Source organism: Streptomyces lunaelactis (assembly GCF_003054555.1).
GTDB classification, from domain to species: domain Bacteria; phylum Actinomycetota; class Actinomycetes; order Streptomycetales; family Streptomycetaceae; genus Streptomyces; species Streptomyces lunaelactis.
The window spans coordinates 2037204-2050580 of record NZ_CP026304.1; the positions used below are offsets into that span (position 1 = coordinate 2037204).

11 protein-coding genes and 1 tRNA gene are annotated in these 13377 nt (G+C 70.5%); 6 read left to right on the plus strand and 6 right to left on the minus strand.

All coding sequences use genetic code 11. The annotated features are described in order from the left end of the window. Positions 1 to 30: 30 nt before the first annotated feature. Positions 31 to 1239 carry a TerD family protein gene (locus SLUN_RS09125; protein ID WP_108148010.1) on the plus strand — a complete coding sequence of 403 codons (1209 nt, stop codon included), beginning with the start codon at positions 31 to 33 and terminating at the stop codon, positions 1237 to 1239. Positions 1240 to 1313: 74 nt separating this feature from the next. Here SLUN_RS09125 and SLUN_RS41045 read toward each other — a convergent pair whose 3' ends face one another. The 4 genes from SLUN_RS41045 to SLUN_RS09140 all read right to left on the minus strand — a co-directional run bounded on the left by SLUN_RS41045 (position 1314) and on the right by SLUN_RS09140 (position 5347). Further along, on the minus strand, positions 1314 to 1544 hold the full coding sequence (locus tag SLUN_RS41045; protein ID WP_108148011.1) for a hypothetical protein: 231 nt from the start codon (positions 1542 to 1544) through the stop codon (positions 1314 to 1316). Positions 1545 to 1761: 217 nt separating this feature from the next. Next, entirely contained in the window at positions 1762 to 3342 is a 1581-nt protein-coding gene (locus SLUN_RS09135; RefSeq protein ID WP_108148012.1) for a TROVE domain-containing protein, read from the minus strand. 229 nt (positions 3343 to 3571) lie between these two features. Further along, positions 3572 to 3641 (minus strand) — tRNA-Lys (locus SLUN_RS39395). 233 nt (positions 3642 to 3874) lie between these two features. Further along, on the minus strand, positions 3875 to 5347 hold the full coding sequence (locus SLUN_RS09140) for an alkaline phosphatase PhoX (protein ID WP_108148013.1): 1473 nt from the start codon (positions 5345 to 5347) through the stop codon (positions 3875 to 3877). A 331-nt stretch (positions 5348 to 5678) separates the two neighbouring features. On the opposite strand from SLUN_RS09140, the gene SLUN_RS09145 reads away from it, so the two are divergent. Genes SLUN_RS09145 through SLUN_RS09155 form a run of 3 tightly spaced genes read left to right on the plus strand, consistent with a single transcriptional unit; the run spans position 5679 to position 7580 of the window. Further along, the gene (locus SLUN_RS09145; protein WP_170146564.1) at positions 5679 to 5918 is read left to right on the plus strand and encodes a hypothetical protein; all 240 of its coding nucleotides are present in this window, start codon (positions 5679 to 5681) and stop codon (positions 5916 to 5918) included. A 37-nt stretch (positions 5919 to 5955) separates the two neighbouring features. Continuing rightward, on the plus strand, positions 5956 to 7116 hold the full coding sequence (locus tag SLUN_RS09150; protein WP_257153693.1) for a chymotrypsin family serine protease: 1161 nt from the start codon (positions 5956 to 5958) through the stop codon (positions 7114 to 7116). Between the two features lie 14 nt (positions 7117 to 7130). Further along, the gene (locus tag SLUN_RS09155; protein WP_108148015.1) at positions 7131 to 7580 is read left to right on the plus strand and encodes a hypothetical protein; all 450 of its coding nucleotides are present in this window, start codon (positions 7131 to 7133) and stop codon (positions 7578 to 7580) included. A gap of 112 nt (positions 7581 to 7692) precedes the next feature. Here SLUN_RS09155 and SLUN_RS09160 read toward each other — a convergent pair whose 3' ends face one another. Continuing rightward, positions 7693 to 9153, minus strand: coding sequence for a hypothetical protein (locus SLUN_RS09160; RefSeq protein WP_108148016.1), 1461 nt, complete (start codon positions 9151 to 9153; stop codon positions 7693 to 7695). 325 nt (positions 9154 to 9478) lie between these two features. Here SLUN_RS09160 and SLUN_RS09165 point away from each other — a divergent pair, with 325 nt between their 5' ends. Then, positions 9479 to 11317: a DUF8508 domain-containing protein gene (locus tag SLUN_RS09165; protein WP_108148017.1), complete on the plus strand. Its 1839-nt coding sequence runs from the start codon at positions 9479 to 9481 to the stop codon at positions 11315 to 11317. A gap of 84 nt (positions 11318 to 11401) precedes the next feature. Here SLUN_RS09165 and SLUN_RS09170 read toward each other — a convergent pair whose 3' ends face one another. Further along, a complete protein-coding gene (locus tag SLUN_RS09170; protein ID WP_108148018.1) occupies positions 11402 to 12139 on the minus strand; it encodes an SDR family NAD(P)-dependent oxidoreductase in 738 nt (245 codons plus the stop codon). Positions 12140 to 12286: 147 nt separating this feature from the next. Here SLUN_RS09170 and dapA point away from each other — a divergent pair, with 147 nt between their 5' ends. Next, positions 12287 to 13177 carry a 4-hydroxy-tetrahydrodipicolinate synthase gene (gene dapA, locus SLUN_RS09175; protein WP_108148019.1) on the plus strand — a complete coding sequence of 297 codons (891 nt, stop codon included), beginning with the start codon at positions 12287 to 12289 and terminating at the stop codon, positions 13175 to 13177. Positions 13178 to 13377: the final 200 nt, after the last annotated feature.

Consider the following 13377-nt stretch of genomic DNA (forward strand, 5'->3'; position numbering starts at 1 on the left):
GGTAAAGCGGTCTCGCTCGTTACCCCTGGCATGACAGCTATGACCCCCGGCTCGAACATCCCTCTTTCCGTCACCCGCGTGGCGGTGGACGTCGCCGCTCCGGTGCGGCTCGACGTATCGGGCCTGCTGCTCACCGCCGACGGCAAGGTGCGCTCCGACGACGACTTCATCTTCTACAACCAGCCGGCGGGCGCCGGCGTCAGCTATCGCTCCGGCGGGGGAGGCGCCCCCGACGCGATCGTGGTGGACACCTCCGCCGTCCCGCCCGGCATCGAGAAGATCGTCGTCACCGCGAGCCCGGACGCCGCGGGGCAGACCTTCCAGGGCATCGAGCCGACCGCAACCATCCGCAGCGCCGACGACGGCAGCGCGCTGGCCACCTTCACCCCGCCGCAGCTCGGCGCCGAGACCGCGCTGGTCGTCGTCGAAATCTACCTCCGCAACGGCGCCTGGAAGGCCCGTGCGGTCGGCCAGGGCTATGCGAACGGCCTGGCGGGCATCGCCACGGACTTCGGCGTCTCCGTCGACGAGGAGCCCGCAGCCGCGCCCGTAGCGGCCGCTCCGCCCGCCCCCGTGGCCGCTCCCGTCGATCCGCGTCTCGCCGCCGCCCCGCCCGCACCGTCCGCACCCCCGGCCGCTCCCGCCGCCGCCCCCGGCACGGGGAAGATCAATCTCGACAAGGGCCGGGTCAGCCTCCAGAAGAACCAGACCGTCTCCCTGGTCAAGGGCGGCCGCCCGCTGCTCTCCCAGGTCAAGATGGGCCTCGGCTGGGAGCCCGCGTTCCGCGGCAAGGACATCGACCTCGACGCCTCCGTCATCGCCTACGGCCCCAACCGCAACCACCTGGACAGCTGCTACTTCGGCAAGCTCTCGATCCTCAACGGCGCGATCAAGCACTCCGGCGACAACCTGACGGGCGAGGGCGCGGGCGACGACGAGGTGATCGTCGTGGATCTGGGCCGCATTCCCGCCGAAGCGACGGGCCTGGTCTTCACCGTCAACTCGTTCACGGGACAGAAGTTCACCGAGGTCGCCAAGGCCTACTGCCGGCTCATCGACGCGGCGACGGGCGAGGAGCTGGTCCGCTTCGATCTGACCGGCGCGGAGCCGCAGACCGGCGTGATGATGGCGAAGCTGATCAAGCAGTTCTCGGGCGAATGGGACATGACCGCCATGGGCGATTTCGTGAAGTCCCGGACGGTACGAGGCATGGTGAAGCCGGCCGCCCAGGCGCTGTAACTCGCGCCGACACCGTGACCCACGCCGCCGGGACCGCCATCAGAACGGTGATGGCGGGCCCGGGGGCCAGGTCCTCAGAGTTTGGCCAGCTTGGAATAAGGGCTCAGGATTCTTCCCTGTCGCCCGGAGAAGTCGACGAGCACAGCGGCGTTGTCGCCCTCGACTGCGAGGACTCTTCCGAGTCCGAACTGGTCGTGCGAGACCCGGTCCCCCACTTGGTACTGCTCAATGGGTGGGGCAGCCGCGGCCGGTTTGTTGAAGGGACTGGAGGGCAGGTGGCGCCGGGATCCGGCTGACTTTGTCATCACCTCGAGTATGCGCCCTCGGGCCCCCGGCACGCCACGTCGGAACCGTGCGCTGTGGGCGCCGAGGCCCGGCCGACCGCCGGGACAGGCAGGGAATTGGGCCGCTCCGGACCCGGTCTCACCCCGCGTGACCAGGGCTGTCGGCTCTGCCGTCGACTTTCCCCCGTCCACCGAAGGTGTCCCCGGCGCCCTCAGGCGCGCCGGGGACACCCCGGGCTCAGTTCCAGGGCCAGTCGGCGTCCCGGCCCCGCTCGAGCAGGGGCACCATGCGGAAGGCCGCGTCCGACAGGCCCCCGAAGGTGTGCCGGTTCGCCGTGCCCGACGGCGCGTGGCCGGCCCGGTATCCCGCGAGGTTCCAGGTGTAGACGGGGATGTGCGCCGGCACCTGCTCGGCCGGATCGCCGTGGTGGCTGTACGCCGCCTGCTCGTCGGTGACGATCAGTACCCGGTCGTGCTTGTTGTAGTGCTTACGGACCGCCTCGGTGGTGTTGGTGCCGCCGAGGTCGCCGAAGCGCTCCAGGACCTTCAGCACGGACTCGCCCGTGCGGAACTTCACCGGGGAGTTGGTCGTGCCGAACTGCACCAGGTCGGCCCCGGCCGCCCGCATCGCCACGGCCGTGCCGAAGATCGCGGCCGCGTCCGCGCGGTTGAGCTCGGAGCGGTCCGACAGCCGTGCCCACATGGAGCCCGAGCGGTCGACCAGGATCAGCGTCCGGCCGGACAGCGCGGGCACATTGGCCAGCGAGTGGCCGAGCGCCCGCTCCAGCGCGTACGACCAGCGCAGCGACGGGGCGTGCTGGTAGGCGGCGAGGTAGCGGAAAGGGAACTGCCGCGACTTCGCGACCACCTCCGGGTCCGAGATCTCCGCCGCGACCTGCGCGGCGACCTCGTCCGAGACTCCGGCCCCGTCGAAGTTCCGGAGGTTCCGGATGAGCGCCATCGCGCCCATGGACGGGATGACGGCCTCCCAGGCCGCCGCGTCCATCGGTCCCTGCAGCCAGCCCGCCAGCGCCTCCCAGGTCATGCCCGCCTCCGCCAGGCGCGCCGAGCCGTCGGGCGCGGTGATCACCGCACGCCGCTCGGAGACCGGGACGGCCATCAGCGCCCGGTGGGCGGTGAGGGTGCGGTTCGAGGCGGGCGGCTCGGCCGTGTCCGGGTTGTGCCGACGATCGAGGGCGTACTGGAAAAGGCTGCCCTGCCACGGCTTCCCGGGGTCGGGCGAGGCGTGCACCAGGTTGAGGATGTCGCCGAAGCGGTACCCCTTGGACGCCGTGTCGTACTTCAGCAGCGACTTTCCGTTGTAGAGGCGGGCCACGGCATCGGCGATTCCGCGCTTGACGGGCTTGGGGACATTGCGGCCGTACTGCGAGGTCCAGTATCCGAGCAGTTCGCCGGGCTCGTCGGCGCGCCGCAGTACGGAGTCGATGACCTGCCGGTTCGTCGGACCCGCGGTCGCGGAAGCGTCCAGGCGCGCCTTGACGTATTCGGCGGCGCCGACGATGGAAGCGGTCCGCATATTGCCCGCGCCGCGCAGCCATCCGAGCAGATGATCTGCGGTCCACTGGGGGTCCTCGACGGCGAGTCGGCGTACGAGTGTGGTGAATCGGTTGTCGCGGTTGTCGCCGGTCTCGGAAAAGGTCTGCTGGGAAACGAAGTTGGCGACTGCGAGCAGAAAGAGCTCGGAACGCGGGTCGCGCTCGGCGCCGGTGCCGCCCTGGTGGGTGCGCAGGGCGCGGCCGGTCGACCGCACGGGCGAGGTGGCCCAGACCTTGGTGACCCGGGCGTTGAAGCGTGCCATGTGAATTCCCCCGAATTCCTGGGGGAAGCGCAGCAGAAAGGGGTGCCTGCGCACCTGGCACCCCGAAATGCCGGGCCTCCCGAGATCAAGAGTGGCTGCGGCGTGATTTCGTTCGAAGAAGTAGCCGCGGCCTTCGCACCGGGAGGTGCATGAAATGTGGTGTGTCCAGAGATCGAGGCCGGCGGAACCGACAAGGTGCTCTGCCACTGAGCTACACCGGCTCGAAAGCCGGTGACGGGAGTCGAACCCGTGGCCTCCCCATTAAGAGTGGAAGTAGGTCCTGCCTTCGCACCTGGACAAGGATCACTTTAGGAGGACAGTCCTCGGGTGCGCCAAGGGTTTTCGGGGGGCGCGACCAAGGCCGGACCTCCTGGCGTCGCAGTGACCGGCCGGATGCGTACGGCAGCTCTCACACGGGGCAGCCGGCGGGCATCCTCGGGCTGAGCACCGAGGTGGCCGGCTGGTACGCCCGTACCGGCGGGAGGACGGTACGGGCGTACAACAGGGCCGCTTCGGCCCTGTCCGGCCGAGGTCAGTCGCGGTGCGACTGGCGCTTCCAGGGCCCCGTGATCGCGAGCATGATGCCCGGGGTCTGGATGCTGGCGTAGAGCGTCCGGCCGTCGGGAGAGAAGACGACTCCGGCGAATTCGCTGAAGTCCGGGTCCTCTTCGGTGCCGAGGTTCAGCTCGTTGCGGGCGATCGGGTACGTGCGCCCGCGCTCGGTCGCGCCGATGAGGTGCTGGATGCCTGCGCCGTCCTCGGCGAGGATCAGGCCGCCGTACGGGGAGACCGTGATGTTGTCCGGGCCGTCGTAGGCGCCGTCCTTGGACGGGTCGGGGTTGACGCCGAACAGCACCTTCAGCGTGAGGGTGCGGCGCTTGGGGTCGTAGAACCAGACCTGGCCGTCGTGGTGGACCGGGCTCTCGTCACGGGCGTAGGAGGAGACGATGTACGCGCCGCCGTCGCCCCACCACATGCCTTCGAGCTTGCGGGCGCGGGTGACCTGCTTGTCGGTGAACTGCTTGCGCACGGAGACGGTACGGGCGTCGCGGTCCGGCACGTCGACCCAGTCCACGCCGTAGACCGTGCCGATCTTGGTGGCGCGGGACAGGTCGTCCACGAAACGGCCGCCGGAGTCGTAGCACCTGGTCGCCTGGAGGACGCCCGCGTCGTCGGCGAGACCGCGCAGGTGGCCGCGGCCGTGCTTGAAGCCGTGCGGCGGGACCCAGCGGTAGAGCAGGCCGTTGGGGGTGTCGGCGTCCTCGGTCAGATAGGCGTGGCCGCGCTTGGGGTCGATGACGACGGCCTCGTGGGCGTACCGGCCGAGTGCCTTGATGGGCTTGGGGGCGCGGTTGGCGCGTCGGTCGTAGGGGTCGACCTCGAAGACATAGCCGTGGTCCTTGGTCGTGCCGTTCTGGCCCGCCCGGTCCTCGTTCTCCTCGCAGGTGAGCCAGGTGCCCCAGGGGGTGCTCCCGCCGGCGCAGTTCTGCGCGGTGCCCGCGATGCCGACCCACGAGGCGACCTCGCCGCTGCGGTGGGTCTCGACGACCGTGCAGCCGCCGGGCGCAGCGGGGTCGTAGACGAGGTTCTCGGTGAGCGGGACCGGGTGCTTGATCTTGGAGCGGTCGCCCCTGAGCTCATGGTTGACGACGAGGAGGGTCACTCCGCGCGGGCCTTCGAAGGTGGCGGTGCCGTCGTGCTTGGCCGGGGTGAACTCGCCCGACTCCAGTTTGGTGACACCGGCGTGGGCGATGACGCGGTACGAGAATCCGGCGGGCAGCGCGAGGAGCTTCTTGGGGTCCGGGATCAGCGGTCCGTAGCCGGGGCGGTGGCTGCCGTGGCCCTGGCCGTCGTGCCCGTCGTCGCCGTGCTCCGCGGTCTCGACGGAGTCCTCGGCGGCGAGTGCGCCGGGCGCGCTGGCGAGCGCACCGACTGCGCCGGTGATGGCGATTCCCGCACCGGTGAGCGCGGACTGTCTGCTGAATTCCCTGCGGGTGAGCGGCATCGGGGTCTCCTGAGGGGGCGCATCCGGCTGTCTGATGACGGCCACACACTTCCTCCCACGAATAAACAGCACTTGAACGCTGTCCGACATCGAAAGGCCTCGCAGTCCATGAGTATCCGAGCCACCGGCCGCCGCGCGGTGCTCGGCCTCAACGGCACTTCGCATCTGCATAGGTGACGGTTCGTCCGAAGAATCTTCGTAAACAAGGTCAACAGGGATGGATCATTACCAAACCCATGATTTAGTGCGGAACACCTTGACCGCTGAAGGGCGCGGCAATAGACATGCCCTACCTGCAAGGCATCACCCGCGGGGGGAGGCGAGCCACCGAGTGGACGCGAAAGGGGCTCGCGAACTCCATGAGAGCCGGCTGTTGGAGCTGGCCAATGTGACCGGTGTCGGCACCGGGAGGGACGAGCACTCGGGCGAGGACGTGATCGTCGTCCTCGTCACCCGCAAAGTGCCCCGTGACCGGCTCCGGGAAGAAGACATGGTTCCCGCACAGCTCGAAGGCGTACCGGTGCGCGTGCTCGCCATCGGTGAAGTCGACGCCCACGACCAGGAGTTGTGAGGGAGCCCCTTCGAACCAGGGGAAGAGGTGGTCTGGCGTGACGAGCCAGCCCGAGATGATGCGAGGACCGACCGGCGGGCAGGTCAGTGACAGCTCCCGGCAGCAGGCGATGAGCGACTTCCTGCGACCGCAGGCGCCGCTCGCCAACGTCGTCGGCTTCGGCCACGGCGTGAAGTGGAGCGACGGCCGCCCCACCGGCGAAGAGGCCGTGCTCGTCTTCGTGACCCAGAAGGTCCCGGAGTCGATGCTGCCCGAACGGGACGTGATCCCGCGGCAGATGGACGACGGAACGCCGACCGATGTGATCGCGGTCGGGCACGTCTCCGCGCAGCGGCAGCCGCGGCAGCAGCCGCGCCGCGCGTCGGAGCAGGACACGCAGTACCGCTCCGACGGCAGTGTCGCGGAACAGCTCTCGCAGCTGTCCCGGCCGCTGCTCGAAGAGCTGCGCGAGATGGGCACGCTGGAGCCGCAGCTCCTGCGGCGCAGGCTGCGGCCCGCGCCGGCCGGGATCTCGGTGGGCAACGTACGGGTGACGGCCGGAACGCTCGGCAGTGTGGTGTACGACTTCCTGCCCGGGGCCACCACGGACCCGCCGGGGCCGGGTCTCGGCGTGCCGGGGAAGTTCTACATCCTCTCCAACAACCATGTGCTCGCGGACTCCAACCGCGCACAGCTGGGCAGCCCGATCGTGCAGCCCGGTGTGTTCGACGGCGGGCAGGACCCGGCGGACCGGATCGCGACGCTGGACCGGTTCATCACGATCCAGTTCGCGCCGCAGATCCCGCCGGCCCAGCACAACAACGTCGTCGACGCGGCGCTCGGCAAGGTCGAGTTCGAGGACGCGACACGGCAGCAGTACTTCAGCGGTGCGCCGCGCGCGTGGCGGCGCAGGGCGAATGTAGCGGTCGGCGACCTGGTGAAGAAGACCGGCCGGACGACCAACATCAGCTTCGGCCGCATCATCGCGGTGGACGCGACGATCGACGTCAATTACGGCACGGCGGGCACGGCCCGCTTCAAGGACCAGATCCTGACGACGAACATCTCGGCGGGCGGCGACTCCGGTTCGCTGGTGACCTCGCTCGACAACGTCGCGGTCGGTCTGCTGTTCGCGGGTTCCTCGGTCGTGACCGTGGCGAACCACATCGAGAACGTCCGCGCGCTGCTGCGCGTCGAGATCGCCGAGCAGCTGGCCTGACGGGAGGAGGCACCATGACCACTCAGGCAAGGAAGCAGAAGACCGCGCAGGCCCGCACCGAGCACCGCTACCTCAACGCGCAGGGCGCGGAGGTCAAGACGCGCGACGAGGCGTTCGCCCAGCCGCTGGAGGTCTCCGCGGAGGCGCTCCAGGCGTCCGCGAAGCTGGAACTGCACAACGGTCAGGTCACCTTCGCCATCGAGGTGAAGTACAACCCGAACACCTACCCGCATGTGGTGACGGGCGGTCAGATCACGTCCGGCATCTGCGGCGCGCCGTGGGACATCACGGGCGGCTCGATCGGCGACCAGCTGAGGCTGGACGCGAAGCGCTCGGGCCAGGGTTCGTGCGCGAACACGATCACGATCGTCGGCGAGTACCAGAACCCGCCGGCGTACCGGGGCACGTACGGCTTCGAGGGCGCGACGTCCTCGTTCAAGCACACCACCCGGTACGAGTGCTGACGTTCCCTCACCAGGCGGGCGACGCGGCGGTGCTGCCGCGCCGCCCGCCACCTCCCCGAACCGGGGCTCCGCCCCGGACCCCGCGCCTCAAACGCCGGCGAGGCCGAGTTGGTCAGCCCCCCGCCCGGGAGCGCGCCTTGAACGCCGCCTTGCGTGCTTCCTTCGCCGCCCTCTTGTCCGGGTGCAGCCGCCCCATCGCCTCCAGCACCTCCGCCGTCGCCGGGTGTTCCACCCGCCACGCCGCCTCGAAGAAGCCGCTGTGCCGGCCGACAAGCCCCTCCACGAGGTCCTGGAGCTCCTCGACCTCACCCTCCGCGTCCAGCTGCGCGGCAATCGTGTCGATCGCCAGCCAGAAGATCATCGCCTCCGACGGCGCCGGCACATCCGTCGCGCCCCGCTCCGCGAGCCACACCCGCGCGAGGCCACCCAGCTCCGCGTCGTCGAGGACCGCCCGGACCGCGGGTTCGGCCTGCGGGCCCACCAGGGTCAGCGCCTGCTGACAGTGGAGGCGGCGCAGCGGCGCGCCCGCGTCCGTGCCCCGCGCCGCCGCGAGGAGTTCGCGCGCGGCGTCGGCCACGGCGCGCCGCGCCAGCCACTGCTCGGTCTCGGCCCGGGCCGAAAGCTCGGGGTAGTTCGCCAGCCCGTCCAGCAGCGCGTCCGCGCCCTTGTCCGCCAGGTCTCCGACCGCCGGCGCGTCGATGCCCGCCTCTCGCATCCGCGCCCTGATGCCGTACAGCCCGAGCGGGGTGAGCTTGACCATCCCGTACCGCGTGACGTCCTCGTCGTCGACGGGCGGCACGGGCTCGTCCCCGGCCCCGCCCTCCTCAGCCATCAACGCCGCGTCCATCGGCCGGTATTCGACAAGACCGATCGGCTCGAGCAGCCGGAACTGGTCGTCCAGCCGCATCATTGCCTCCGACACCTGCTCCAGTACGTCGTCGGTGGGCTCACCCATGTCGTCGGGCACGATCATCGACGCCGCGAGCGCGGGCAGCGGCACCGGCTCCTCGCCCGCACCGCCCTCCGTGACGGTGAGCAGATACAGGTTCCCCAGCACCCCGTCGAGGAACGCGGACTCCGCCTCCGGGTCCCAGTCCAGCGCCGCGAAGTCGATCTCGCCGTCCTCGCCGATGGCGTCGGCCAGGTCCGCCAGCACCGGTGCGGTGGCGTCCGCGTGCACGGCCTCCAGCGCGTCCCGCCAGATCCCGAGGATGTCCTGCGGTCCGCCCGCGGTGATCAGGGCGAGGTTCTCCCCCGCGCCGACCGTGCCGTACTCGGCGTCGTCCTCCTGCGGGTCCTGGGCCTCCACCAGACCGGTGTCCACGGCGATGCGCCACGCCTCGCTCGCGAACGCGGGCCCGTCGCCGTCGGCCCCGCCGAGACCCAGCTCTTCGGCGGCCGATGGCAGCTGCTCGTCGACAAGTTCGCCACCGGCGCCGACCCGCGTCTTCGGCCCCGCCCAGCGGGCGAGCCGGACGGCCCTGGTCAGCAGCGGTGCGGCGAGCGCGTCCCGCGCCAGCTCCGCTTCCGAGTGCAGCCGCACCGGCGGCAGGGTGGGGCGGTCTTCGGACATCTGGTGGTTCTCCTCGGGGCGTACGGGGGGTACGGGCGTGGGGCGGGGTGCGGGCTGCCCGGTGGGCGGCCCCCAGCGTAGACGTATTTCACCGGGTTTCGCCGCCCCCGAGCAGTAAGCACAGGACAGCCGGGGGGCGGTACCGGCTCCGGCCTGCTCCCGACCGGCTCCCGACGTGCTCCCGACCGGCTCCCGCGCGACGGTTCACCCGCCCGTTGGCCGCCGTACACCCGTCGACCCTTGACAACTCCCGTGCAAAACCAAGAGATTGACGCGCGTAGAACCAATTGCGCCACCCCACAACCCTCACTCCCGGAGTTCCTTGATGCCTTCCTCCGTCGCACCGAGATCCGCCGCGCTCGCGGCCGTTGTCGCCGCCGCGCTGGCCACCGGCCTGCTGGCCGGCTCGTCCGCCGCCTCCGCCGACTCCGCCACCGGGGTCCGGATCCACGACATCCAGGGCACCACCCGGATATCCCCGCTGGTCGGGCAGCTGGTGACCGAGGTCCCCGGCATCGTCACCGGCGTACGGGCCTACGGCTCCAAGGGCTTCTGGTTCCAGGACCCGCAGGCCGACACGGATCAGGCCACCAGCGAGGGCGTCTTCGTCTACACCGGCTCGAACCCGACCGTCGCCGTCGGCGACAGCGTGCTGGTCTCCGGCACCGTCGGCGAGTACATCCCCGGCGGCACCTCCTCCGGCAACCAGTCGGTGACCCAGATCGCCAAGCCGACCGTCACCGTCGTCTCGGCCGGCAACGCGCTGCCCGCGCCGGTCACCATCTCCGCCTGGTCGGTTCCCTCCGCGTACACCCCGGCCGGCGACACGGCCGCGGCCGGCAGCATCAACGCCCTGCCGCTGCAGCCGCGCGCATACGCCCTGGACTACTACGAGTCGCTCGAGGGCAGCAACGTACGCATCGGCACCTCGCGCATCGTCGGCGCGACCGACCCGTACGCCGAGCTGTGGGTGACGGTGAAGCCGCACGAGAACCCGGTCCGCCGCGGCGGCACGCTCTACCGCTCGTACACCGCGCAGAACACCGGACGGCTCCAGATCCAGTCGCTGACGCCGCTCGCCGAGAAGCCCTTCCCGAAGGCGAACGTCGGGGATGTGCTGTCCGGGACGACCGAAGGACCGCTGGACTTCAACCAGTTCGGCGGCTACACGCTGACCGCGCGGACCCTCGGCACGGTCGAGGACCGCGGCCTGGAGCCCGAGGAGACCCGCGAGCAGCGCGGCGGCGAGCTGGCGGTCGCCACCTACAACGTCGAGAACCTCGACCCGACCGACCCGCAGGCGAAGTTCGACGCGCTCGGGGCCGCGGTCGTGAACAACCTCGCCTCGCCCGACATCCTCGCCCTGGAGGAGATCCAGGACGACAACGGCGCCAAGAACGACGGCACGGTCTCGGCCGAGGAGACGCTGAAGAAGTTCACGGCGGCGATCACGGCGGCCGGCGGCCCGGCGTACCAGTGGCGCACCATCAACCCCGAGGACAAGAAGGACGGCGGCGAGCCCGGCGGCAACATCCGTCAGGTCTTCCTCTTCAACCCGGAGCGGGTCTCCTTCACGGACCGCGCGGGCGGCGACGCGAAGACGGCGACAACGGTCGTACGGGAGCGGGGGCGCGCGGCCCTGACGCTCTCCCCCGGCCGGATCGACCCGGCGAACGCCGCCTGGGCCGACAGCCGCAAGCCGCTGGCAGGTGAGTTCAACTTCCGTGGCCGTACGGTCTTCGTGATCGCCAACCACTTCGGCTCGAAGGGCGGCGACGAGTCGCTGACCTCGCACCACCAGCCGCCGAACCGTTCCTCCGAGGCCAAGCGTCTGCTGCAGGCGCAGGCGGTGAACGCCTTCGTCAAGGACATCCTGAAGGCCGAGCGTCACGCCGATGTGCTGGTCGTCGGCGACATCAACGACTTCGACTTCTCGGCGACGACGAAGGCCCTGACGAACGGCGGCGCGCTCTACCCGGCGATCAAGTCCCTGCCCCGCTCGGAGCGTTACTCGTACGTCTTCCAGGGCAACAGCCAGGTCCTCGACCAGATCCTGACGAGCCCGTCGATCGACGACTTCGCGTACGACAGCGTGCACATCAACGCGGAGTTCGCGGACCAGAACAGCGACCACGACCCGCAGGTGCTGCGCTTCCGCCCATAAGCGCAGGGCCTACACGCCCGCGCTGAGACTCAGCGCGGGCGTGTACCGGCTACCGGAGTGAGCGGTTCCCGGGGTGTGCCGGTCTCACAGCAGATGACCCCCACCGTCCACGAGCAGCACCTCGCCGGTGATGTACGAGGCGTTGGTGAGGTCGAAGACGGCCTCCGCGATGTCCTCGGCCCGGCCCACCCGGCGCAGCGGAACCGTCTCCGCGACCCGCGCCCTCGCCTCGTCGGCGCCCTCGACGCCGTCGAACCAGTGGGTGTCGATGAAGCCGGGCGCGACCGCGTTGACCCGCACATCGGGGCCCAGCGTCTTGGCGAGCAGCGCGGTCATGTGGTTCACGGCCGCCTTGCTCACGGCGTACGGGATCGAGCTGCCGCCCGGCCGCACGCCCGCCTGCGAGGAGATGCTGACGATGCTGCCCGCGCCGTTCGCCCGCAGATGGGGCACGGCTGCGGTGATGGTCTGCCAGACGCCGAGGACGTTGACGTCGAAGATGTCCCGCCAGACCTCGGGCGTGGCCGCCGCCAGGTCGGCGTGCGGGATGAACCTCGTGGTGCCCGCGCTGTTGACCAGGATGTCGAGGCGTCCGTACGCGGCGACCGCGGCCTCGACGAGCCTGGCGGCCTCGCGCTCCTCGGCCACGTTCGCCTGGATGTAGACAGCGCCCGGGAGTTCGGCGGCGAGTTTCTCGCCCGCCTCCACCGAGTGGGCGGAGTTGACGACCACCTTGATCCCCGCCGCGGTCAGCCGACGGGCCACCGCCTCGCCGATGCCGGACGACGAACCGGTCACCAGGGCCACGCGCTGTTCAGTCATGTTCGGTTCCCTCCGTATGTCGGTCCTGTCCCACCCGTAACCGATCATGACAGACGGAGGGAAGGACTCGACTGTTCAGCGCCCCTTGCCCCTCACCCCAAGAAAATCTAAGTAGACCTTCACACTTGGCTCGGCCGAGACTGCCGTATGACCACAACACCCCCCTTCGGCCGCGCCCTCTGCGCGATGATCACGCCCTTCACGGACTCCGGCGAGCTGGACCTGGGCGGCGCCCGGAAGCTCGCGGACCGGCTGGTGGCCGACGGCTGCGACGGTCTCGTGCTGAACGGCACCACCGGTGAGTCACCGACCACCTCGGACGCCGAGAAGACCGCGCTCGTACGGGCGGTGGTGGAGGCGGTCGGCGACCGCGCGTCCGTCGTCGCGGGCGTGGGCAGCGCCGACACCCGGCACACCGTCGAGCTGGCGCGGTCCGCCGAGGCGGCGGGCGCGGACGGGGTGCTGGTGGTGACGCCGTACTACAGCCGTCCCCCGCAGGCCGCCGTCGAGGCGCACTTCCGGCGGGTCGCGGACGCGGTCGGCATCCCGCTGATGCTGTACGACATCCCCGGCCGTACCGGTACCCGTATCGAGCCGGACACGATGCTGCGCCTGGCCGGGCATCCGCGCATCGTGGCCGTCAAGGACTGCGCGTACAACCTGCTCGGCTCGACCAAGGTGATCGCGCGCACCTCGCTGGCGTACTACTCGGGCTGCGAGGAGCTGAATCTGCCGCTGTACGCGGTGGGCGGCACGGGTTTCGTCAGTACGGTGGCGAATGTCGCGCCCCGGCAGCTGCGGGCGGTGCTCGACGCGTACGACGCGGGCCGGGTCACCGAGGCCGCGCGGCTCAACCGGCTGACCATCCCGCTGGCCGAGTTGATGATGGCCTCGGGCCTGCCGGGCACGGTGACAGCGAAGGCGCTGCTGGGCGCGGGGCCGGTCCGGGAACCGCTGCAGCCCGCCGGCCGCGAGGCGGTCGACGGCCTGCGCGTGGCGTACGAGGCGTTGCAAGGGTCAAGCCCCTCCGGCCTCTGAGGGGCGGAGGGCCGGAGCTGAGCCCCGGGGGTGCCTCAGTTGTGGCTGTTCTGATGTTGTTGCAGGCCAGAGGATCAATCCGCCTCATGGGCCGTGTCGGGGCCGTCATCTGCGGCGTCTTGGTGTCGTGGCTGCCGGGTGAGCTGGCCGAGAGCGCCCCCGAGTTGGCCGTGCCGGAGAAGCTGCCGAAGATGACGTTC